Annotated in this window: 20 protein-coding genes; 7 read left to right on the top strand and 13 right to left on the bottom strand. The window is 61.4% G+C overall.

Annotated elements, in window-relative coordinates:
- Positions 1–107 precede the first annotated feature (107 nt).
- The 3 genes from J3P76_RS12350 to J3P76_RS12360 form a co-directional block, all read right to left on the bottom strand.
- On the bottom strand, positions 108–1,118 hold the full coding sequence (locus tag J3P76_RS12350; protein ID WP_434676498.1) for a hypothetical protein: 1,011 nt from the start codon (positions 1,116–1,118) through the stop codon (positions 108–110).
- 118 nt (positions 1,119–1,236) lie between these two features.
- Complete coding sequence (locus J3P76_RS12355) at positions 1,237–1,908, bottom strand: GntR family transcriptional regulator (RefSeq protein ID WP_434605815.1); 672 nt, start codon at positions 1,906–1,908, stop codon at positions 1,237–1,239.
- Positions 1,909–1,999: 91 nt separating this feature from the next.
- Complete coding sequence (locus tag J3P76_RS12360) at positions 2,000–3,166, bottom strand: MFS transporter (RefSeq protein WP_434702004.1); 1,167 nt, start codon at positions 3,164–3,166, stop codon at positions 2,000–2,002.
- Positions 3,167–3,299: 133 nt separating this feature from the next.
- Between J3P76_RS12360 and J3P76_RS12365 the strand changes: the two genes are divergently transcribed.
- Positions 3,300–4,715 (top strand): PLP-dependent aminotransferase family protein, encoded by a 1,416-nt coding sequence (locus J3P76_RS12365; RefSeq protein ID WP_434702005.1) that lies wholly within the window; start codon positions 3,300–3,302, stop codon positions 4,713–4,715.
- A 75-nt stretch (positions 4,716–4,790) separates the two neighbouring features.
- On the top strand, positions 4,791–6,932 hold the full coding sequence (locus J3P76_RS12370) for a TonB-dependent siderophore receptor (protein ID WP_434605809.1): 2,142 nt from the start codon (positions 4,791–4,793) through the stop codon (positions 6,930–6,932).
- Positions 6,933–6,984: 52 nt separating this feature from the next.
- Here the strand turns inward: J3P76_RS12370 and J3P76_RS12375 are convergent, their stop codons facing one another.
- Together J3P76_RS12375 and J3P76_RS12380 are read right to left on the bottom strand one after the other, a co-directional pair.
- Positions 6,985–7,719, bottom strand: coding sequence for an SDR family NAD(P)-dependent oxidoreductase (locus J3P76_RS12375; protein WP_434702006.1), 735 nt, complete (start codon positions 7,717–7,719; stop codon positions 6,985–6,987).
- 309 nt (positions 7,720–8,028) lie between these two features.
- Positions 8,029–8,235, bottom strand: a complete 207-nt coding sequence (locus J3P76_RS12380; protein WP_030140737.1) for a tautomerase family protein — start codon at positions 8,233–8,235, stop codon at positions 8,029–8,031.
- A gap of 127 nt (positions 8,236–8,362) precedes the next feature.
- Between J3P76_RS12380 and J3P76_RS12385 the strand changes: the two genes are divergently transcribed.
- Positions 8,363–9,286, top strand: coding sequence for a LysR substrate-binding domain-containing protein (locus tag J3P76_RS12385; protein WP_434702007.1), 924 nt, complete (start codon positions 8,363–8,365; stop codon positions 9,284–9,286).
- Between the two features lie 203 nt (positions 9,287–9,489).
- On the opposite strand, the gene J3P76_RS12390 is transcribed toward J3P76_RS12385, so the two are convergent.
- Together J3P76_RS12390 and J3P76_RS12395 are read right to left on the bottom strand one after the other, a co-directional pair.
- Entirely contained in the window at positions 9,490–9,918 is a 429-nt protein-coding gene (locus J3P76_RS12390) for a nuclear transport factor 2 family protein (protein WP_420763875.1), read from the bottom strand.
- A 161-nt stretch (positions 9,919–10,079) separates the two neighbouring features.
- A complete protein-coding gene (locus J3P76_RS12395; protein ID WP_434605806.1) occupies positions 10,080–10,976 on the bottom strand; it encodes a LysR substrate-binding domain-containing protein in 897 nt (298 codons plus the stop codon).
- A gap of 96 nt (positions 10,977–11,072) precedes the next feature.
- Here J3P76_RS12395 and J3P76_RS12400 point away from each other — a divergent pair, with 96 nt between their 5' ends.
- From J3P76_RS12400 to nahK, 4 genes are all read left to right on the top strand, one after another.
- The gene (locus tag J3P76_RS12400) at positions 11,073–12,347 is read left to right on the top strand and encodes a glucarate dehydratase family protein (RefSeq protein ID WP_434558906.1); all 1,275 of its coding nucleotides are present in this window, start codon (positions 11,073–11,075) and stop codon (positions 12,345–12,347) included.
- A 362-nt stretch (positions 12,348–12,709) separates the two neighbouring features.
- The gene (locus tag J3P76_RS12405; RefSeq protein WP_434558904.1) at positions 12,710–13,894 is read left to right on the top strand and encodes a porin; all 1,185 of its coding nucleotides are present in this window, start codon (positions 12,710–12,712) and stop codon (positions 13,892–13,894) included.
- Positions 13,895–14,109: 215 nt separating this feature from the next.
- Positions 14,110–15,273 (top strand): nitric oxide-sensing protein NosP, encoded by a 1,164-nt coding sequence (gene nosP, locus J3P76_RS12410; protein ID WP_420763879.1) that lies wholly within the window; start codon positions 14,110–14,112, stop codon positions 15,271–15,273.
- Positions 15,203–17,845, top strand: coding sequence for a hybrid sensor histidine kinase/response regulator NahK/ErcS' (gene nahK, locus J3P76_RS12415; protein ID WP_434676503.1), 2,643 nt, complete (start codon positions 15,203–15,205; stop codon positions 17,843–17,845). Before nosP ends, nahK begins: the two co-directional genes overlap by 71 nt.
- A gap of 160 nt (positions 17,846–18,005) precedes the next feature.
- On the opposite strand, the gene J3P76_RS12420 is transcribed toward nahK, so the two are convergent.
- The 6 genes from J3P76_RS12420 to J3P76_RS12445 form a co-directional block, all read right to left on the bottom strand.
- Complete coding sequence (locus tag J3P76_RS12420) at positions 18,006–18,671, bottom strand: response regulator transcription factor (RefSeq protein WP_039588789.1); 666 nt, start codon at positions 18,669–18,671, stop codon at positions 18,006–18,008.
- A 53-nt stretch (positions 18,672–18,724) separates the two neighbouring features.
- A complete protein-coding gene (locus J3P76_RS12425; protein WP_434647475.1) occupies positions 18,725–19,258 on the bottom strand; it encodes a PQQ-dependent catabolism-associated CXXCW motif protein in 534 nt (177 codons plus the stop codon).
- Positions 19,259–19,491: 233 nt separating this feature from the next.
- Positions 19,492–20,283 carry an ABC transporter permease gene (locus J3P76_RS12430; RefSeq protein ID WP_434605798.1) on the bottom strand — a complete coding sequence of 264 codons (792 nt, stop codon included), beginning with the start codon at positions 20,281–20,283 and terminating at the stop codon, positions 19,492–19,494.
- Complete coding sequence (locus tag J3P76_RS12435) at positions 20,280–21,011, bottom strand: ABC transporter ATP-binding protein (protein ID WP_434605797.1); 732 nt, start codon at positions 21,009–21,011, stop codon at positions 20,280–20,282. Before J3P76_RS12435 ends, J3P76_RS12430 begins: the two co-directional genes overlap by 4 nt.
- On the bottom strand, positions 21,008–21,997 hold the full coding sequence (locus J3P76_RS12440; protein WP_434605795.1) for a YVTN family beta-propeller repeat protein: 990 nt from the start codon (positions 21,995–21,997) through the stop codon (positions 21,008–21,010). Before J3P76_RS12440 ends, J3P76_RS12435 begins: the two co-directional genes overlap by 4 nt.
- Before the next feature lie 26 nt (positions 21,998–22,023).
- Positions 22,024–23,190, bottom strand: a complete 1,167-nt coding sequence (locus J3P76_RS12445; RefSeq protein ID WP_434605793.1) for an ABC transporter substrate-binding protein — start codon at positions 23,188–23,190, stop codon at positions 22,024–22,026.
- Positions 23,191–23,481: the final 291 nt, after the last annotated feature.

Here is a 23,481-nt window from a genome sequence, read left to right on the forward strand (position 1 = left end):
GATGAGTGGACACAAGCGTGGCGCGCGCCGGGGGGTGGCGGCTTGATGGTTTTAGTTGTCGGTGATGACGAAATCGGCATAGTGTGCGAGACGAGGCCGAACCGTCATCAACTGCGTGCGTTTGTCCATCGCCATTCGGTATGGCTTGTATCGATATTGATAGACTCGAACTTCTCCGCCACATAGCGCAAGCAGGCTCCTCCGTCGGGTTTGTAGTGTCCGGAGGCATCGTTGACCATCGCTAGGACATTTTGCATACGGTGTTCCTTGACCCTGAACTCTCCCGCGCAAATGACCGGTCTGCCGCTTCCAAGTTGACTGTGTCTTAAATACTCCGATGGTTTGGCATGTTCCCAGCGCTTATAAATAATCGATCCCTCAGGCGTATATACCCATGTATAGCTGTTGGATTCGCTGTTTGGGGCAAGGAGTTCGCTTGTTTGACCTTTCAGTTGATTACCGATCAACTTGCCGTTCCAGACGCCGAGCAGTTGACCCACCCCTTCTAGTTGTGCCGGGTTGTAACAGCGCCAGCGGGTCAAGTCACTGATATACGGCATCCAGCGTATTGGATACGTCTGAGCGCTCAGATCTAAGGGGCGACGATCGGAGTTCGTCCAGTTGGAGAAATCCACGATGCCTGACCATACCGGGCGAAGATGCGGTGATTTGTTAAAAATCCACGTATCTATTTTATTCATTGCGTTGGTGTAGATATCGTTGGCGGTAATCAGTAGCGACTCGAGTTCCCAGGCATCCGAGATGATCGGGTGCGGCACAGGCGCTTGATAGAACGTCAGGCCGCGAATGTCCGATAGCGAAATGCTCGACCTGCCAAACATCCTTTGGATATCAATCGAAATGTGAATCGTCTGACCGACTCTCGGGGCTTCGATGTAAGTCTGTAACTCGTTGTACGGTCCCATTGATATCAATAGTGTGTCGTCGGTTCCCGCGTAGTAAGTATTCTTTATCTGCGCCGTGACAGTCAGCGTGTCGATGATGGGCTGATTGAACGCTGAGACGATTGTATCTGGGGTGATGTTTGACGCTGCGACGGACGAAGCTGCGTCGCTTTGATTGAATGAGCTCATGCTCAACCGGTGCTGATTAGACATATGCCGTCCCTGGCAAAAGTAGGTGCGCGAGAGCCTAACAAATCAGGCGCAAGTTGCAACGGGCGCTTTGTTTCTATGTTTTTGGAATAGGCCAATGCGAGAAATAAGGCAATCGTGATCAGTGACCGGAAGGCAAGAACTCGAACAGCGTCCTGCAGACCCCGGCGATATGTTCGTCCAGCAGTTTCACCGCGCGCTCCACGTCACCGGCGCGGCAGGCGTCGAGGATTTCGCGGTGCTCATGGTCGGCGCGATCCTTGCCGGCCGACAGGCTCATCTGCATGCGCAGGTAACGTTCGAGTTTGTCGTGAACCGAGCGGATCAGGCTCACCATGAAGGGCCGTTGCGCCGGTTCATAAAGGCAGGCGTGCAACTGCCAGTTCAGCTCGGCCCAGCGGCCGACGTCGTCCTCGCCGATGAACTCCCGGCAGATGCTTTCGGCACGGGCGAAGGTCGCGTCGGTCATGTTGGGGATCGCCAGGCGCAGCACCTTGTCCTCCAGCAACATCCGCACCTCGAACATCTGCGCCAGTTCCGCCTCGGAGATCCGCGTAACCATCGCCCCGCGATTGCGCTGGAACATCACCAGGCCCTCGGCTTCCAGGCGCTTGAGCGCTTCGCGCACGGGGATCTTGCTGACGTTGAATTGCCGGGCGATGTCGTCCTGGCGAATCGGCTCGTCCTCGGCGAAAAGCCCGGCCACGATAGCGTCGCGCAAGTGGCGGGTAATGATTTCCGAGGTGGACGGGGTGTTGCCCAGGTCGGGCAGGTTGAATTTGGATAAAGTCACGGCGACGGTCGTTTGGCTGAGGTGGGGATATGGTATACGACCTGCCTGCCGTGATGTCGAGCGACGTTGGCCATTGTGGCGAAGGGTTTATTCAGCCGTGGGAGGGTTGGGTGATGAAAGCCTGCGTCCGGACGATGCGCAACCCGGTGATCGTTGCGCCTGCCAGCAACGCCAGGCCAAACACCGTCAACGCGACATCAGCGCCGAAATGGTCAGCCATCCAACCCGTCACCACGACCGGAATGCTGAACCCGACATAGGCGAAGAGGAAGAAACCGGCGCTGACTCGGGCTTTTTGCGTACCGGCCATGGCCGTGATCGCCGACAGTCCGCCGAGGTAAAGAAAGCCATAGCACGCACTGCTGGCCCCCAGTGCGCCGAGCAGCACGGCGGCCAGCGAACCCTGGCTCGCGCCCCAGGCGAGCAGCGCATAGCTCAAAGGCAAGACGAGCAGCCCCAATCCCGTGGCCCTGGCCGGCTGCATGCGTTTCACCCAAGGCTGGAAGATCAGCCCGCAACTGATCACGGTGAAGGTCGACAGGCCGGACCAGCGCTGCAAGTCATGGGCCGCGAGCACCGAAGGCAGGATGGCGATCACCAGCCCGGAAGTCGCCCAGGCCAGCAGCATGGAGAAGCTGTAGGGCAGGCTGCCAGCAGGGAACAACGGCAGGCGCAACAGCGGCGCGTGCCTGATTTTCGGGGCTGGGTCCGGCAGTCGCGCGACCACGACGATCGCCAGGGCGGCCAACGCCAACTGCACCCAGAAACTGCCTGGCGTAACGCTGTGATGGACGAACAGGAAAAGGCTGGTCAACGCCGCGCCCAATCCAAAACCCAGAGAGGTGCTGGCGGTGACCCGGTTGGCCGGCGACCGGGCATCGCCGGTCGGCATCAATTCCACCATGTAGGCCGTGGAAGTCGCCGAGGCCAACCCGGTGCCGACGCCCATCATCAGGCGCGCCACGCCCAGCGCTATCAGGTTGGGCCAGATCGAGGTGATGACCGTTGCCAGCATCGACAGGCCAAGCGCCACCAGGATCAACGGTTTGCGGCCCATCCGGTCGGCCAGTCCGCCGAACGCCAGCAGCACGGGCAACACGCCGAGCACATAACCGGAAAACGCCACCGCCGTGGCGCCTGCGCCGTAACCGGAAAGCTGCGCATAGGTGGTGTACAGCGGCGCCTGCAGGTTGACCGCCAGGGTGATCAGGCACAGACCAAAGGCCAGGCCCCGTGAATGTCGTTGCTGTGCGTCCAAGAGAGATCCTGCAAAAGTGTGAGCCTGGTCGGACTATCACCGCCGGACAGCAGGCAAACAAGGAACAGACGGGGGGCTTTTATGTTTAACTGTTTGCTCGAAATTCAAGAACACTTAGCCGAGACGCCGCGCCATGGACCTGAACATCGATCGCAACGCCAGGGGAAGCGTGGTCCGGCAACTGGTTGCCAGCCTAACCGCGTGGATCGATACCCATGGCATCCGCCCCGGTGCGCGAATGCCTTCGATCCGCCAGTTGGCGACGGAAAACGGCTTGAGCCTGTCGAGCGTGATCAAGGCATATGACCAACTGGTCGCCAGCGGCGTATTGGAATCGCGCCATGGTTCGGGTTTTTTCGTGGCCCAGCAGTTACCCCAGGCGCTGGCGGCGCAGATCGAGGATGAGGCGATATCCTGGCCGCTGTTCGACAACGAATCGACCCAGCTCAAGCTGGGTTGCGGCTGGCTGCCGGACGCGTGGCGCGATGATACCGACCTGGGCCAAGCGATCCGGCAGGTGGTGCGCAGTGACAATAAGGCGCTGTTCAATTACAGCACGCCGTTGGGCTCGGCTGATCTGCGCCAGCAAATCCAGAAGCGCCTGGGCCTGATCGACATTCACGTCGATCCTCGCCAGATCATCACCACCCAAGGCGCCAGCCATGGCTTGGACCTGTTGGTGCGCACGCTGCTCAAGCCCGGTGACCTGGTGTTGGTGGAGAGCCCTGGCTATTACAACCTGTTCAACCTGCTGAAGCTGCATGGAGTCAGGACCCTGGCGGTGCCGAGAACCGCCCATGGTCCGGATATCGCCCGGCTGGAGCAGTTGCTCAAAGCGCACAAGCCCACGTATTTCTTCATCAACAGCATGTACCAGAACCCCACCGGCACCAGCCTTGCGCCGAGCGTGGCCTATCGCCTGTTGCAACTGGCGACGCTGCACGACTTTCGGCTCATCGAGGATGATATCTACGCCGATTTCCAGAACGGCCCGACGTCGCGCCTGGCCTCCCTCGATGCCATGGACCGGTTGATCTACCTGGCGAGTTTTTCCAAGACCTTGTCCAGCTCGTTGCGCATCGGCTACGTCGTCGCCCAGCCTGAAATCATCCAGCGCCTGGCGCAGGTCAAGATGGTGACCGGTATTGGTTGTTCATTGCTGACGGAAAACGTCGTGGCGACGCTGTTGGCGAACGGGGCGTATCGCAAGCTGATCCAGCGCCTTCGCGGGCGCCTGAACAAGCAGATGGCGAGCACGTTGCGTCAGCTTGACCCGACGCACTGGGAAGTGTTTGCCGAGCCCAGTGGCGGGCTGTTCGTGTGGGCGCGGCCTCGTCTTGTGCCGGCCGAGCGGGTGCGACAGATCGCCAAGCAGCTGCAGGTCCAGTTGTCCCAAGGGTCGTCGTTCCTGCCAGAGGGGGGAGCCTGCGACTGGTTGCGGCTGAACGTTGCGTTCACCCAGGATGCCCGGGCCCAGGCGTTTCTCAGGCAAATTCGACAAGTTTCCACAGCTGGAACGGGCGTACTAATGGGAATAGATGTCAAATAGGAATGAGTTGCTGTATCTTTCGCGACACATTCTTGTCGCCCTTGAGGCGGCGTCTTTCATTAGGATTGTGTGTCGATGCGTCGGATACTCGTTTCACTGTGTGTGCTCCAAGCTTATTCCATCTCCTCCTGGGCAGAAGAGCCCGTTTCCACGGACAAGGCGCCACTGGAGTTGCAAGCCACCGACATTGTCGGCACCTCGGACTTCGAGACTGCACAAGGCCCGGTAAAGGGCTACCACGCCACCCGTTCCGCCAGCGCCACGCGTACCGACACCGCTATCCACGAAACCCCGCAGTCTATTTCTGTCGTGTCCCGCGATGTGGTCGAAGACCTCAGCGCCACGCGCCTGCAAGATGCCCTCGATTACGCTGGCGGCGTCGGCAGGGGGAACAATTTCGGCGGCCAGGGCCTGACCACGTTTACCGTGCGTGGCTTTACCACGGGCGAGTTCTACCGCAACGGCTTCCCGATCAATCGGGGTTACCCGAACATGCCCGACGCCAACACCATCGAGCGTCTGGAAGTGCTGCGTGGGCCGGCGTCCATGCTGTATGGGCGTGGCGATCCCGGCGGCACCTTCAACGTAGTGTCCAAGCAACCATTGGCCGAGCGCACGGTGACCCTGGGCAGTCAGATCAGCGATCAGGGAATGCGTCGCGGCACCTTGGATGCGTCCGGCCCGTTGGATGACGAAGGCCGCCTGGCTTATCGCTTGAATGTGGTGGGCGAGGGCGGCGATACGTTCCGCGATCATGTCGAGACCGAACGTTATGGCATCGCCCCTGTGGTCACTTGGCAGGTCAACGACACCACGCGCCTGACCTTCGAAGGCGACTTCATGCGCAACAATGCGCCGCTGGACCGTGGCCTGACGCATTACGCAGGCCAGCGTGGCACCGCGTCCCGCGATACCTTCTTCGGCGAAAAAGACGTCGGCAAGTTGCACAACGACAACAACATGCTGCAGGTGCGTTTCGAGCACATGCTCAACGACGACTGGACCCTGGCCGGTGGCACCCAGTGGCTCGACGGCACGTTGCAGGGCAACGCTGTCGAAGGCAACGGCATCGCCGCCGATGGGCGCACCCTGGGGCGCAACTTCAACTACCGCAAGCTGGAATGGACCGACCGCGATACCCAGCTCAACCTCACCGGGCACTTCTCCACGGGAGGGTTCGAACATACGCTGCTGACGGGTGTGGAATACGAAGACTACAGCTACGAATCCATCATCCAGCGTTCCGCCGGTGGTTCTGGCGCGTACCCGATCGACATCTTCGATCCGGTCTATGGCCAGCCGCGCCCGGCCTTGACCCGCACCCCAACCGACGACCAGGAAAATCTCAAGACCTTCGGCGTGTTTGTCCAGGACCAGGTGGCGCTGACCGAGCGGCTGAAGGTGCTGGCGGGGGCGCGTTTCGAGCGGTTTGAGCATGAGTATGAAAGCTTTGTGCCCCAAGCACGCCCCGGCAGCCGCAACTGGGAGGTTACCGACAATGCAGTCACCCCACGCCTAGGCGTGATCTATGACCTGACCGACACGGTGGCGGTCTATGCCAACACCGCGCGCTCGTTCAAACCCAACAACGGCGCGAGCCGCGAGGGTGGCGGGTTCAAGCCGGAAGAGGGTAAGTCCTATGAAATGGGCGTTAAGTGGGAAGCGCTGGATCGCCAGTTGAGCGTCGATGCGGCGGTCTATCAGATCGAAAAACGCAACGTGCTGACGCCCGATCCGTTGGATTCGACCTTCAACGTCGCCGCTGGCGAAGTGCGCAGCCGTGGTTTCGACTTGAACGTGGCGGGCAACCTGACACCGGAGTGGCGCGTCATCGGCGGCTACGCCTATGTGGACGCCGAAGTGACCAAGGACGAGAACATCCCCACCGGTACTCGGCTGCTCAACGTACCGAAAAACACCGTCAGCCTGTTGAACGTCTATGAATTCCAGGACGGTGGCTTGAAGGGGCTAGGCCTGGGCCTGGGCGCCAGGTATGTGGATGAGCGGGCCGGCAACACCGCCGCCACCACCTTCACCATGGACGACTACACGGTGGTCGACCTGCTCGGCTACTACAAGGTCAACGAGCGCATTCGCCTCAACCTGGACCTGAAGAACCTGTTCGACGCCGATTACGAAGAGGGCGCGTTTGGTGGCGTCTACGCCTATCCGGGCGCACCGCGGACGGTGCAGGCGGGCATCTCCTACACGCTGTAGGTTCGAGCTAAAGAAAAACCCCGAAGGTTTCTGCCTTCGGGGTTTTTGTTTTTCACCATTTGCCGGTGCTCATGCCGCCGTCCACCGGCAGGACCGCGCCAGTCGTGAAGTCGGCGCCCGCGAGGTACAACACGGCTTCGGCGATCTCTTCGATGGTGCCCACCCGACCGGCCGGCGCCAGGTTGTTGAGGAAGTCGCGGTGCGCCGGGTCATGCATCGGCGTGTCGATGATACCGGGCGCCACGGCGTTGACCTTGATGTTGAAAGGCGACAACTCCAGGGCCAGGGCGCGGGTCATCTGGTTGACGCCGCCCTTGATCAACACTGGCAGTGCTGCCGGCACCTGGAGGTTCGGTTGCAAGGCCACCGAGGCGGAAATGTTGATGATGAAACCCTGCTGGCGATCGATCATGTGCGCGGCTGCGGCCTGGCTTGCGTAGACGAGCCCTTTGAGATTGGTGTCCAGCAGCGATTCCAGGTCCTGCGGGCTGTATTCGACAAAGGGTTTGGGCAGGAAAAAACCAGCGTTGTTGACCAGCCCATCAACCGCGCCAAACGCCGCGATGGCTTTGCCGACAAGGGCGGTAGAGGTCGCCGGATCGGCAATGTCTCCGGCCACGCCGATGAAGCTCGCTGGATGGCCCAACTGGCCGGCCGCATCGTCCAGGCCCGACTGGGAACGGGCATTGCCCACTACGTTATAGCCGCGAGCCAGGAACGCCTTGACCAAGCCAAGGCCAATGCCGCTGGACGCGCCGGTGATGATGACGGTTTTTTGATTGCTCATGATGTTGACTCCTGATCACGTTGAGTAGGAACCGCTGCGCCTGTCTGGGCGTTGGTTGTGATCAGGGTATTGATGCGCTTGGGTTTGATAAATGGGGGTTCTGGTACTTGAGTTGATACTTGGTGTAATCAATCAATCGAACCTACGCTACACCCTGTGGGAGCGAGCTTGCTCGCGATGGCATTAGATCAATCACATGTGGGCTGGCTGACCCGCCGCTATCGCGAGCAAGCTCGCTCCCACAGGGATAGCGACTCGGCAGGCAGAAAAAAGCCCGGTCATTCGGACCGGGCTCGGTAGGGCGAAGCCTTACTCCTTGGGTTTGCTTCGATACTCCGTCGTCGTCATGCCGGCATAACCCCAGTTATCGGTATCGACTTCCTCGATCACGATATGGGTCAGGTGCGGGTCCTTGCCCAACACACGCTGCAGGGTTTCGGTGATTTCGCTAATCACCTGGGCTTTCTGTTCGCGGGTAACGCCGTCGCGGGTGATACGTACATTGACGAAAGGCATGCTGCACTCCAGTTGACGAGAATAGGCGCGGGAAGAACCAGCGCGATCGAGGGACCACTGTATTTATACGCCACGGCCTGATAAACAGGCATCGGGAATCTTCAGTTGATACGCGGTGTAATGAATCATGAAGCGGCACTTCGAAGACTTGCAGTTGGGCAGCATCGAGCTTTTCTGTCTGGCGGCGGAGGCGGGCAGTTTCACGGCGGCGGCGCAGGTGGCGGGCGTGACCCCAGCGGCGGTGAGCCGCTCGATTTTTCGGTTGGAAGAGCGTCTGGGTTCGCGCCTGTTTGTGCGCACCACCCGCAGCATCCGCCTGACCGACGCCGGCAGGACTTTTTTCGAGCAATGCCGTCAGGCATTGACGCAATTGGTCGAGGCGCAACAGGAAGTCATGGGGGCGCAATCCGTGCCATCCGGGCAACTGCGCATCAGCGTGCCGACGACTTACGGCCATCACCGCATCCTGCCACTGCTGCCGGCGTTTCGCGCGCAATACCCGCAAGTCACCGTTGATGTCCACTTGAGCAACCGCAACATCGATTTTGTCGCCGAAGGTTATGACCTCGCCATCCGTGTTCGGGCCCAGCCGGACTCCTCGATGATCGCCCGGTTGCTGGAAGACGCGAAACTGGCGGTGGTCGCGTCCCCGGATTACTTGCGCAGGGTAGGCACGCCGCAAACGCTGGAAGACCTGCAATTTCACGAGTGCATCCAATTCGAGCTGCCCAGCAGTGGTCGTCGTATCTCTTGGTTGTTCAACGTCGAGGGCAAGGAGAAGGAAGTGTTCGGGCAGGGTGGGTATTGCTGTTCCGACGACGTGTTGGGCGGGGTGACGCTGGCCAAGCATGGCGCCGGGCTGTTCCAGACCTATCGATTCATCGTTGAAACAGAGTTGGCGGACGGGCAATTGGTGGAAGTGCTGACACCGTTCGCGGGGCGTTCGCGCCCGTTCACGTTGCTGTATCCCCATGGCCGATACGTGCCGCAGCGGGTGCGGGCGTTTGTGGATTTTCTGTTGCAGTACCGGGAGCAGTGGGCCGCGACTTGAGGTGATTGTGATCTGTGGCGAGGGGATTTATCCCCGCTGGGCTGCGAAGCAGTCCTCGCTCAGACTGCTCGGTGTGCCAGATTGAACACCCGCCGCTGTTGGGGCTGCTGCGCAGCCCAGCGGGGATAAATCCCCTCGCCACAATGGATCACCATAAGCTCAAATAATGCGTTTGCCGCAGAGATTCCCGGCCCAGCCCCTTATCAGAACCGGAATGCCTGACGACCAATCAGCAGCCATTTGCCGTTCTGTTTTTGCCAAATCTGGAAGTTTTCGATTTCGGTCGGGACCACTTCGGTGCCCTTGAGCGCCTGGGCAGAGAAGTGGTTGCGTACCAGGGCCACGTCGCCAGAAAGGGTGATTTTCTGATTTTTCATTTCCAGGGTCTTGAATGCGCTCTTGCCGGTTTCGATGTCGGCGATGAAGGCTTTTTTGTCCTGGATATTGCCGCTGGAGTGGCCGTAGGTCAGGTTCTCGGCGGCAAGGGCCTGGAGTTGGGGGATGTCTTTGTGAAGCATGGCCTGGGTCAGGTGGTCTACAGCTTCGGCCACCTCTTTTTCGGCCGGTGCGGCGGCTGCGACGTAGCCGCTGAAGAGGCAAACGAAACCGATCAGCAATGATGCTTTTTTCATGGTTTTTTTCCTTGTTTTTGTAAGTATCGGGAATTCAGAGCATCTAGTGCTCGTCGGTCATCGTACAACTTGTCACGGTAGACTGGAATAGGGCACGGTCAACGTGGGGAGGGAGCAAGCGTCCTCGCCACAAGGGCACACGGTATTGATCCGCGATTTGCCTACAGTCCCTCCCGAACCGCCCCTCGAATCCCCTCCAGCAACATCGTAAACGCCGGATTGTCGTTATCCTCCCGCCAAACCAGATGCAGCTCACTCTGCACCCCTTCACCCAGATCGATCTCGCGAAACACCACTTGCCTGAACGCCACGCTGGTCGCGCAACGCGGCACCAGTGCCAGGCCCATGCCGGCGTTGACCAGCGCCAGGATGGTCAGCGAAGACCCCAGCCATTGCACGAACTGCGGAGTGACACGGGCCGAGCGCAGCATGCCGGTGAGCAGTTCGTTGAAGGGCGGGTAGGCGGAGTGGGCGTACATCAGGAACGGCTGTCCATCCAGGTCCTGCACGCTGACAGACTCGGCGTTGGCCAGCGGGTGGCCCGCAGGCACGGCCAGGACAAACGGCTCGCGCACCAGGCACTCAGTGGCGTAGCCGGTTTCCAGCAGCGGCGAGCGGACGATGCCCAGGTCGATGCGCCGGGCGCGCAGGGCTTCGTGTTGTTGGTAGGTGTTCATCTCCGACAGGACGATCTTCACCTGCGGTTGCTTGAGCCGCGCTTCGGCGATCACCTTTGGCAGGAATTCATACACCGCGCTGCCGACGAAGCTGATGGTGACCGAACCGATATGGCCCTGGGCAAAGCGCTTGGCGGCCACTGCGGCCTGCTGCGCCTGTTGCAACAGGTTCTGCGCCTCGATGAAGAACGCCCGGCCGGCGGCGGTGAGGGCGACGCTGCGGGTGCTGCGGGTGAACAGTTCGACGCCCAGGTGATGCTCCAGCAATTGGATCTGCCGGCTCAAGGGTGGTTGGGTCATGTTCAGGCGTTCGGCGGCGCGACGGAAGTTGAGTTCGGTCGCCACGGTGGTGAAGCAGCGCAGTTGGGCCAGCTCAAACATTGATTCAATCCTGGTATCAATCAAGTGCCAGGTTAGATTAGACGGGAACAATCAGCGGCGTCCATCATCGACGCGCACACCTTCCGGAGCCGCTGCATGAAAATCAAACGCGTCACCGTCACCCCCATCGCTTTCCGCGACCCCCCGCTGCTTAACGCCAGCGGCATCCATGAGCCCTTTGCGCTGCGCTCGATCATCGAGATCGAAAGCGACAACGGCTACATCGGCCTCGGCGAGAGCTACGGCGATGCGCCGGCCCTGGCGATCCAGCAACAGGTCCAGGACCAACTGGTCGGCATGGACCCGTTCAACCTCAACCAGTTGCGGGCCATCGTTCAGGCCACCGTGGCGGCCCACAAGCCGGCCAGCGTTGCCGGGGCGGAACTGGCGCCGGGCTCCCATGCGAGCAAAGCGGTGAGCAATGCCTATTCGGCCTTCGAGGTGGCTTGCCTGGACTTGCAGGCGCATTACCTGAACGTGCCGCTGGTGGACCTGTTGGGCGGTGCGATTCGCGATGAAGTGCCGTTCAGCGCATACCTGTTTTTCAAATATGCCGAGCACATCGACTCGCCATATCCTGCGGACAACTGGGGCGAAGCGCTGAACGAGCAGCAGATCGTCGCCCAGGCACGGCGGATGATCGAGGAATACGGGTTCAAAAGCATCAAGCTCAAGGCCGGCGCCCTGGAGCCGGAGCATGAAGTGGCCTGCATCAAGGCGTTGAAAAAAGCGTTTCCTGGCTTTCCGCTGCGCATCGATCCCAACGGCAACTGGTCGCTGGAAACCTCGATCCGCATGGCTGAGCTGCTAGGGGACGACCTTCAGTATTACGAAGACCCGACGCCTGGCCTGGAGGGCATGGCCGAGCTGCACAAGCGCACTGGCCTGCCGCTGGCGACCAACATGGTGGTCACCGATTTTGACGAGTTCCGCCGAAGCGTGGCCCAGGACAGCGTGCAGATCGTCCTGGCCGACCACCATTATTGGGGCGGGCTGCGGGACACCCAGGTACTGGCGAAAATGTGCGACACCTTTGGCCTGGGGGTTTCCATGCATTCCAATTCGCACTTGGGCATCAGCCTCATGGCCATGGCCCACGTGGCGGCTTCGGTGCCGAACCTGGATTACGCCTGCGACACGCATTACCCATGGCAGGAACCGGATGAAGAAGTGATCAAGGGTGGCAAGCTTCCGTTTGTCGACGGCTGCGTGAAGATCACCCGGGCGCCGGGCCTGGGGTTGGAGCTTGACCGCGATCAACTGGGCAAGCTGCACGAGCAGTTCCTGAGCTGCGGCATTCGCCAGCGCGATGACGTGCGGCAGATGCGGCGCTATCGGCCTGATTGGAAGACGGTCAAACCGAGGTTCTGACCTGAAGGCGAGGGGGCCTGCTGCGCAAGCCAGCGGGAGCAAGCTCCCTCGCCACGGGATCACCTTGTATTCGGGAACGAAGTCGTACTCGGCTTTGTGGCGAGGGAGCTTGCTCCCGCTGGGCTGCGCAGCAGCCCCAAACCAGACGACTCGGTACCACTGCACAACGAGTTGATCCTACCCACCCACCGGCCCACACCCAAAGTACCGCGCCCGGCGGCATCCGGGTCTTACACACAAACTGCCGCGCCGGGCCTGCGCTGCCAAAGCAGCCGCCAATCACTTCCAAGGCAGCGTATGACGCGCCCGGGTGCCTTTCGATAATCGCCTCCGACATCCCGTCCCCTGTTGCGGAGCGCGCCATGCACAACAATAAAAATACCTGCCTGCGTTTTTTGCCTGCGGTCATCGCAGGCCTCTCGACTCTCGCCCCGATGCCTTGGGCCCACGCCGAAATCATGCTGTACGACAAGGACCAGACGACCTTTTCCACCGACGGCTACATCAACGCTTTCTACGTCAACAGCGACGTGGACCGTGCCGGCGAACAGTTCGACCGCCGCCAGTCGCGGGTCAAGATGGGCTTCTTGCCCAACTACCTGGGCTTCAACATGGGCAAGCAGGTCGATGACCTCAAGCTCGGCGCCCGGGCGTCGTTCTGGGTGACCATCAACGACAGTGAAACCAACGGCACCGACACTGCCATCGACGTGCGCCAGTTCTACGGCACCGTCGCCAACCCGGAGTGGGGCGAAGTACTGATCGGCAAGGACTTCGGCCTGTTCGCCCGTTCCAACATCCTGCTCGATGAGCTGCTGGCCGGTTATGGCCAGGTCAGCGACACCTTGGGCCTGGTGGACGGCGGCGGCGTCTCGTTCGGCAATATCGGCAGCGGTTATCCGTACCCGTTCCCGACGTCGCAAATCACCTATCGCACCCCCGTGATGGACGGGTTGCGCGTGGCGGTGGGCATCATGGACCCGGTGGACACCAACGACAGCAGCGCCACCGGCAAGGCCTACCAGGAGAACCCTCGCACAGAGAGCGAGGTTACTTATCAGTTCGACCTGGGCGCAGCGAAGATCTACAGCTGGCTGAACGGCAGCTACCAGACCTCCGACAACACCGATTCCAGCGTCGAGTCGGTCACGTCCAAAGGTTTGGGTTATGGGGTGCAGGCGAAGATGGGTGGGCTGTCGCTCACCGGCTCGGGGTTTCAGGCCAAGGGTATCAACCCGTTCTTCACAAACAATGCCGGCGAGGCCACGTTGCGCAATGTCGACAGCAAGGGCTACCTCTTGCAGGGCTCCTACAAGCTGGGCAAGAACCGCCTGGCGCTGTCCTATGGCAAGACCGAGGACGACGGAAATGGCGTGGTCGGCAGCGGCGCCGACTATGAGACTCGCGGTGTCGCGCTGTTCCACGACATCAACGATAACCTCAAGCTCGTCGCCGAATACAACCAGTTCGAAATCAACGGCCATGACACCAGCGCGCAGAACGAAGACACCGATACCTTCGCGGTGGGGGCGGTGTTGACCTGGTAAGGACTACTCAACCCCGGGCGAGGGAGCAAGCTCCCTCGCCACAGAAGCGATCCACGTCAACAAGGTTTTCTTGGCGGCCCCAACCGTGCGCATCGCGGCTGGGGCGGCCACGGTTCTCATCCCATGGAAGCGTCCATCCGCTACCCAAGTAGCATTCGTGGGCCGGGCGTCGATTCGTACACTCAAGGCTCTATCACGCACCGTCGGAGGCGCAGATGCAGCAGGCCCAGAGCGAGGGCGTGGTCAGCGCCATGTCCCAGGCAACGGACGTCGAGCAAGTGGCCCAGGAGCTGGCGCGACAGTTGTTGCACCCGTACCTGGGGTTCGTGCTGTTTTTCTGTTCCGCCGAATACAATCTGCCGGCCCTGGGCCACGCGCTTTCGCGCAGCTTTGGCGGGATCCGGCTGGTGGGATGCACCAGCGCGGGGGAAATCACGCCACAAGGTTACGGCCGCAACTGCGTGACGGCGGTGGGTTTCGACCACCGGCATTTTTCCATCGCTGCCGAACTGATCGGCGAAATGGAGCACTTCAGCCTGATCGATGCCCAGCAGATGGTCGAGCGCCTTGCCAGTGGTTGCCGCAGCAACGCCTTGGCGCCGATCAAGGGCCACAGCTTCGCCTTGACCTTGCTCGACGGTTTGTCCAGCCGCGAGGAGATGGTGCTGGCAGCCTTGAGCGCCGCCCTGGGGGACATCCCGCATTTCGGCGGCTCGGCCGGGGATGACAATTACCTGACCCACACCCACGTCTACTTTGAAGGTCAATTCCACAGCGGCGCGGCCGTGGTGGTGTTGATCAATACTTGGCTGGAGTTCGAAGTGTTTACCACCCACCACATCCTGCCCCGGCAGGAAAAACTGGTGGTGACCGGCGCCGACAGCGCCACGCGCAGGGTCTACGAGCTAAACGCCGAGCCTGCGGCCGAAGAATACGCACGGCACATTGGCGTGCCGGTAAACGCGCTGGATTACCGGGTCTTCGCTGCCCATCCATTGGCCGTGCGCATCAATGACCAGTACTACGTGCGAGCGATCCAGCAGGTCCATTCGGACCTGAGCCTGAGTTTCTATTGCGCGGTGGAGAACGGCATCGTCCTCACCGCCATGAGCCCGGGGCCGTTGCTGCACAACCTGCAAGATCTGTTCGATGGTTTGCAGGCGCGCCTCGGGGACTTGCTGCTGACCCTGGGCTGCGACTGTTTCCTTCGACGCCTGGAGCTGGAAGATCGCGACGGCCTGGAACAGATCGGCCAGTTCCTGCGTGAACATCGGGTGATGGGGTTCAACACCTATGGAGAGCAATTCAATGGCATGCACATCAACCAGACGTTCACCGGAGTTGCCATTGCCCGCCATCGCGTCCCCGACCATCGCTGAACTGCAGGCGCAGCTCGCCGCTCTGGAGCATGAGAACCGCAAGCTGCGGCGCATCAATGAAGCGCTGATCGAGCGGGTGGAATCCGGCGTGACGCGCGGCAGCGACCCATACGCAGCCTTCCAGCATTCGGTGGTGCTGGCCGAACAGGTGCGTGAGCGTACCGACGCCTTGAACCAAGCCATGGCCGAGTTGAAGGCCGGCAACCATTTGCTCGGCGAAGCGCGGTTGCGGGCGGAAACGGCCCATCGGCATTTGATCGACGCGATCGAGAGTATTTCCGATGCCTTCGTGCTGTTCGACGCGCAACAGCGCATCGTCCTGTTCAACAGCCGTTTCAAGGCGTTCTGGGCCCACAGCCGGGTGCGGATCATCGCGGGGATGCGCCTTGCCGAGGTCAAGCGTTTGATGACCGCCAACGGCTTGTTCAGCGAAGAAACCCGCGGCCAGCCCGACGAACCGGTGCTGTACCGATTGCAGAACGGGCGCTGGCTGCAAGTCAGTGAACGGCCGACCCAGGAAGGCGGCCGGGTGATTCTCTTCACCGATATCACCGACGTCAAACTCAGTGAAACCGTGCGCCGGGAACAGGCCATCGCGCAGAAATCCCATCTGTTGCAGCGCGCCGTGGACAACCTGTCCCAGGGCGTGGCGATGGTCAACGCTCAAGGCGTGCTGGAACTGTGGAACCGGCGCTTCCTGGAGCTCAGTGGCCTGGCACCGGTAGCGGCCCATCGGCCGTTCAACGAGGTCATCGCCGACAGCGAGCTGCAACTGCTTACACCGACCAGTCGCGATGGCAATGGCCGGCTGATCCAGGAGTGTGAGCAACGGCTGTCCGATGGCCGAGTCCTGGAGATCCGCACCCATCCACTGCCCACCGGTGGCTACGTCAACACCTTCACCGACATCACCGAGCGCTACCAGCACGCCGAGGCGTTGAGCGAGAGCGAGCGCTGGATCCGCCTGATCACCGACCACGTTCCGGCGTTGATCGCCTATCTCAACGCCGATCTGGTCTATGAGTTCACCAACAAGGTCTACGAGCAATGGTATTGCTGGCCCCGTGGCGTGATGCTCGGCCAGAGCCTGCGAGAAGCCCACAGCGAGCAGCACTATCAGCGCTTGGAAGCCTACGTGGCCCGGGCACTGGCGGGCGAGAGCGTGACGTTCGAATTCGCCGAGACCAACATCAACAACCAGGAGCGCTACATGCTGCGCTCCTATGTGCCCAACGTGCTGGCCAACGGCGAGGTGGTGGGGATCTTCGTGTTGATCCGCGACATCACCGAGCGCCGTCGCACAGCCGAGGCGTTGCACCAGGCCTATCAAAACCTGGAGCAGCGCGTGCAGGAGCGCACCGCTGAACTGACCAGCCTCAACGACCAGTTGCTGCGCGAGATCGATGAGCGCAGCCGGGTGGAACTGCGCTTGCGCGAAGCCAAGCGCGAGGCCGAGCGGGCCAACCTGTCAAAAACCAAATTCCTCGCGGCGGTCAGTCATGACCTGCTGCAACCGTTGAACGCCGCGCGGCTGTTCACCAGCGCCTTGCTGGAGCGCCGCGAGCCGGTGGCGAACGCGCACCTCGTGCGCAACGTGAGCAATTCGCTGCAGGACGTGGAAAACCTGTTGGGCACCCTGGTGGATATCTCCAAGCTCGATGCCGGCGTGATCAAGGCCGACGTGGCGCCGTTCGCCTTGAGTGAATTGCTCGACAACCTGGCGGCCGAATATCGCCAAGTGGCGCGCAGCGAGGGTCTCGAATTGTGTTTCGTACCTTGTTCGGTGCTGGTGCGCAGTGACATCCAACTGTTGGCGCGGATCCTGCGGAACCTGCTGAGCAATGCGCTGCGCTACACCCCGAACGGGCGGGTTCTGCTGGGATGCCGGCGTCTTGGCAATCGTGTTTCGATCGAGGTCTGGGATTCTGGCATAGGCATCGCCCAGGATCGCCTGGAGGAGATTTTCCAGGAGTTCAAGCGCGGTGATGTCCAGCGACCGAACCAGGATCGAGGCTTGGGCCTGGGGCTGGCGATTGTCGAGAAGATCGCCAGGATACTTGGGCACCGGATCCGGGTGCGCTCATGGCCGGGCAAAGGCTCGGTATTCGCCATTGAGGTGCCCCTCAGCGCCACCGCGCCCAAGCCGCTGCCGTGCCTGGACATGAGCGAGCCCATGCTTGAACGCCTGCGCGGGGCGCGGGTCTGGGTGCTGGATAATGATGGAGCGATCTGCGCCGGCATGCGTACCTTGCTCGAAGGTTGGGGCTGCCTCGTGGTGACTGCGCTGTCGGAACAGGACCTGGCGCGGCAAGTGGACGGCTACCGTGCCGAAGCCGACCTGCTGATCGCCGATTACCACCTGGATCACGACCAGAACGGCGTGGACGCCGTGGCCCGGATCAACGCCTGCCGTGCCTCACCGATCCCGGCCATGATGATCACCGCCAATTACAGCAATGAACTCAAACAGCAGATCCGCGAGCTTGGGCACACACTGATGCACAAGCCGGTGCGGCCGATGAAACTGAAGATTGCGATGAGTCACTTGCTGGGCCAAACAACCAGCCGATGAGTCGAACCGCTTTTGTGGCGAGGGAGCTTGCTCCCGCTGGGCTGCGAAGCAGCCCCATCCTGAACAAGCCTGACACACCGAGGTGCCTGGGTTTGGGGCCGCTTCGCGCCCCAGCGGGAGCAAGCTCCCTCGCCACAGTGTCCCGTTAGTGTTCAGCCGTTCAACGCCGCAAATAAGCCCCGAAATCAATATCCCCCGCGCTGAGAATCGCCTGCACCCGGTTATGCACGTTGAGCTTGCGCAGGATCGCCGAGACGTGGGCCTTGACCGTGGTTTCGGCGATGTCCAGCGTGTAGGCGATCTGCTTGTTCGACTCGCCCTTGGTCATGCGTTCGAGTACCAGCAGTTGCTTGCGCGTCAGGGCCTGGAGCAGTTCGGGCGGGAACGCCGGGGTTTCGTTCAAGCGGCGGCCCGTGGGGCTCTTCTGGGTGCGGATGATGTCCGGCGGCAAGTACACGTTGCCATTGAGGATCTGCTCGATGGCGTCTGTCATCTGCGAGCGAGGTGAAGACTTGGTGATGAAACCCACCGCGCCATAGGTGATGGCCTGCAGAACGATTTGCTTGTCCTGTTCGGCAGACACGATCACCACGGGGATGGTCGGCGCTTCGTTGCGCAGGTTGATCAGGCCGTTGAGGCCGTGCATGCCGGGCATGTTCAAGTCCAGCAGGATCAAATCCAGGTCGTCGTGTTCGCGGGTCAGCGCCAGGGCGCTGTCCAGGTCGGCGGTTTCCATCACCTCGCTACCGGCGAACCCGTCGCTGATGACGTTGTGGATGGCTTCGCGAAACAGTGGGTGATCGTCGGCTATCAGGATTTTATACATGGCCATTCACCTCGTTATTGTCGTGTTGGGGCAATTGCACGCAGGGCGCTGCATCAGGGAAAAGGTTCGGGGCGGGCCGCTTGCAAGGGCAGGTTGGCCGCCTCCCAGGCGTCGAGGCCGTCGCGGTACCAATACAAATGTTTATAGCCCATGGACGCGGCGCGTTTTACCGCGTTCCAGCTCAACCAGCAATCGGAGCGGCAGTAAAAGACCAAGGGTTGGTCCAGGCGCCCGTCGGTGGCCTTGCGTAGGTGGGAGGTGAAGTAATCTTGCCAGTTCCCCTCCAGCTCACCATCGCCCGTATTGGCCAGCCATAGGCTGCCGGGGAGGTTGGCGTGGGGCTCGGTGTCGATGAAGCGCCCCTGGACCCATGGACGACGGTACACGTCGATCAACACCGGGGCGGGCGTTTGCCCAAGCAGGCGCTGCAAGCCTTCGGTGTCGACGGTTTGCGCGCCCTGGGCGGAGGCGGGCGTGGGGCTGCGGTATTGGGTAATGCGATAGCCCTGCGCCGAAAACAACGCAGTGTCGGCCTGGGCGACATTCAGCGCCAGGCCCAGCAAGACGATGGCCAGCAAACGGGGCATGGGATTTATCCTTTTTGTTATGCGCCCATTACATGCCAGGGTCGAGGTCTTGTGAATGCGACCATAGACAGGAAAAACGGTACTAAAGTAGTAATTTTCATCACGGATCACACAAATCCCCTGTGGGAGCGAGCCTGCTCGCGAAAGCGGTGGGTCAGGCAGCATAGATGTGTCTGGTCTACCGCATTCGCGAGCAGGCTCGCTCCCACAAGGGGCTGTGTGTATCAGGTAGGTCAATTGGCCTTGCGCAACGCCGCATGCTGCGGATTGAACGTCCACACCGCCAGCAGCGCGAACAGCAGCGTCAGCCCCACGCACACAACCATCGCCAGCACATTGAATTGCCCATACAACGCGAACCGCACCAGCTCCACGCCATGGGTGAAGGGGTTCACCGCGCACAGCCAGTACAACCAGGGGCTGGCTTCGAGCATTTTCCACAACGGGTACAGCGCCGAAGACAGGAAAAACATCGGGAAGATGACGAAGTTCATCACCCCGGCGAAGTTCTCCAGCTGGCGGATCGCGTGGGACAACAACAGGCCCAGGGCACTGAGCATCAGCGCCACCAAAAGCAAGGCCGGCAATGCCGCCAGCACGCCCATGGCTGGCGGCTGGACACCGTAGAGCCAGGCGATGGCGAGGAAGGCGTAGACCTGCAAGAGCGAGATCAGCGAGGTTGCGAGCAATTTGCTCGCCAGCAAAAAGGCCCGGGGCAGGGGGCTGGTCAGCAGCACGCGCATGCTGCCCATTTCGCGGTCATAGACCATCGACAGCGAGCCTTGCATGCCATTGAACAACAGGATCATGCAGGCCAGCCCCGGCACGATGTACACCTCATAGGGGATGTAAGTGTCATAGGGCGCGATGATGGCGATGCCCAGCGCCGCCCGGAAGCCGGCGGCGAACACCAGCAGCCACAACAACGGTCGCACCAGTGCGCTGAGCAATCGCGTGCGTTGCAAGACGAAGCGCAGCCATTCGCGCATCACGACGCCAAGGAAACATCGCCAATACGCGTTCATGCGGCAACTCCCGAGGCGGTCAATCGATCAAAGGCCGAGCCGAGACTGCCGCCGTGTTCCTCGCTCACGTCCTCGGCCCGTCCGCTGGCGACCAGCCGGCCCTGATGCACGATAAGCAGGTCATCACTGGGCTGCACTTCGTCCAGCAGGTGCGTGGCCCAGAGCACGCTGATGTCCTGTTCGCGACACAGTTGGCGAATGTGTTGCCCCAAAGCCTGGCGGCTGGCCGGATCGAGCCCGACGCTCGGCTCGTCCAGCAGCAGCAAGCGCGGTTCGTGGAGCAGGGCCCGGGCGATTTCCACCCGGCGCCGGTGTCCGCCATTGAGGTGGCGCACCCGCTCGTGACGTCGTTCGGTCAACTGCTGGCGGGCCAGTTCGGCTTCAATCCGGGCATCGGCCTGGCGCCGGCAAAAGCCATGCAGCGCGAGGTGATAACGCAGGTTCTGCTCGACGCTCAGGTCCAGGTCGAGCGTGCTTTGCTGGAACACCACGCCCAACTGGCGCAACGCCTGGTGCGGTGACGTGCGCAATGAATGACCGCCGACGCGGATCTCGCCGCGCTGAACATCGTACAGACGCGTCAGCAACGCAATCAGCGTCGACTTCCCAGCGCCGTTCGGTCCGAGGAGGGCGGCGAAGCGTCCGGGCGGTACGCTGAAGCTGATCTGGCGCAGGGCTTGCCGCGCACCATAGGCGAAACTCAGGTCGCTGACCTCCAAGGCGTTCATGGCGTCACCACCACGCCCCAGGGATAGCGGCCGACCTTCACCGACTTGAGCACCTTGCGGCTCTGCACGTCGATCACCGAGACGTCGCCGCTGACTCCGTTGGTTGCCAGCAGTTGCTTCTGGTCCGGGGTGAACGCCAGCTGCCAGACGCGTCGGCCCACCAGCAGGTAATCCAGCACTTCGAAAGTCTTGGCATCGATCACTGCCACATGGTTAGCCGGGCCCAGGGCGACGAATGCCAGCTTGCCGTCGGCGCTGAGCTTGATGCCCACTGGCTGCACCTTGTCCGGGTGCACGCCCTTGATCTGGAAGGTCAGAGTCTTGAGCACCTGGCGCGAGGCAACGTCGAGGATAGTCAGCGTCCCGCCGATCTCCGCCGAGGCCCAGAGTTGCGTGCCGTCGCGATTGAACTCGACGAAACGCGGCCGTTGGTCCACCAAGGTGTTGTCGGCCAGGGTCTGGGTGCTGGTGTCGATCCAGTGCAGCATGTTGGTGGTTTCGCTGGTGTTGACCGCCCACTTGCCGTCGGGGCTGACGGCCATGCCTTCGGGCTCGACGCCGACGCCGATCTGGCCCAGCACTTCGGAGGTATGGGTGTCGATCACTGTGACCAGCGCATCGTCCTCGTTGGAAACGTAGAGCCAGCGGTCGTTGGGGTGCAGGGCGAATTGCTCCGGATCCTTGCCGGAGGGCAGCTCCTTGATGATCTTGCGAGTGGCGACGTCCATCACCTGGACGCGGTCCGAATCGCTGGCGCAGATGTACAACAGGCGGTTGTCATGGGACAACAACAAGCCTCGCGGGCGCTGGCCTACCGGCAAGGTATCGACAACTTCCAGGCTCTGCAGGTCGATCAGGCTGAGGCTGTTGTCTTTTTCGTTGGAGACCCAGGCGATACTGGCGGCAGCGGGACCGGCAAGGAGCAGCGAGGCGCCCAGGGCGAGGGCTTGGCAAAGCAGAGCCGGGTTGAGCAGGGGGCGGCGCATGGCGTTTTCCTTATTGTTGTGATCGATCAGGGGTAGCGACAGCTCACTTCGGGCCGGTCGAAGCCCAGGCTGTCCATTTCGTTGGACGGGTGGAGAAAACCGTCCTGGGGCGACGTGCTGACCAAGGCCCGAGGCTGAACCAGGGGAATCGGTTGGCGCAGTTGACCATTCCAGGGCCGGTAGCTGAGCTTGCGGCCCTTGAATCCATCCAGCGGCAGCTCGTCGCCAAGGGCCAGTTGGCGAATGGCGAATGGCTCGTCCTGGCGCAGCTTGCTCACGGCGGCGGCGATACTGCGCACGGCGATCCAGGCGGCGAAGTCGCGGTCGTTCATCCAGCGGCCGGCCAAGGCTTCGAAGCGCTTTTGCAACTGCGCCGCGCCGTATGTCTCGACGGTCTTGTGCCAACCGGTGGGCGTCAGTCCCTGAGTCCCTGCGACCGGGCGCGGGAGCCAGGTCTGATAGGGCACGTATTCGCCGAAGTCGCCGCGCTCGTCGGCTACCAGCACCACGTCGTACTCGACGGCCTGGGTGAACAGCGGCATGTCGGCCTGGGCACTGCGGCGCTGGTCGTTATCGAACTGCCAAGGTTTCTCGGCGACGATCTTCATGCCGAAGCGTTTCATGGCCCGGCGCAATGCAGCGGCGTAGGCCTGGTCTTCGGGTGTCTGGCCGACGATCAGCAAGGCCCGCTGCCATTTGCGCACGACGCTGAACTGGATCAAAGCGTCGGCCAGTGTCGCGCGGTCGGGCAGGGTGTGTAGCACGTTGCTCAGGCAGCCGCTGGTGCGCAGGCTGTCGTCGGGGCTGCCGGCGTTGAAGAGCAGGCTGTCGGGCAGGGCGGCGCTGAGCTGGCGTAGGCTTTCGCCTGGCGCATTCACCACGAACAAACGCAGGCCCTGTTCATGCTGGGCACGGGCGGCCTCCAGCAGTGCCTGCGGGTTGTCGACGTTAGCGCTTTCGAGACGGTAGTCGTGCTTGAGAAATCGCCCGGTGCTGTTGCTGTCGATGATCGCCAGTTCGGCGCCGCGCAATCCGGCATCGGTGGGTTCAGCGATGACGTTGGACAGCAGCGGGCCGGGGTCGGGACGGTAACCCAGGTAGCCGATGCGCACCTGCAACGGCGCGGCATCGCTGGCCTGGGCGGTCGATGCGGCCAACAGGTAGATCAGGGCGTAACTGACAAGCCAGCGCATGACGTCCTCCATTGCAGGTAGCGCCAGCATAGGAAGGCCGTGATGCCGGGGAAATATGCAGAAAGTACCGCTGGGGCAGTACCAAGGTAGTAGCTCGCCCCAGGCGCCGGGGTTTTAGGATGCTTTCAATTGTCATTCATCAGGGAGCGGACAGACCGTGCGAATGTTCAAGACGCTGCTGTTGCCGTTGTTGCTGATCCTGAGTTTGATAGGCGTGGATCGACCTAAAGTGTCCTTTGTGGGAGCGAGCCTGCTCGCGAAAGCGTTGGTCCAGCCGACGTTGATGTTGGA

The organism is Pseudomonas sp. D1-36 (assembly GCF_051132205.1).
Taxonomy (GTDB): Bacteria; Pseudomonadota; Gammaproteobacteria; order Pseudomonadales; family Pseudomonadaceae; genus Aquipseudomonas.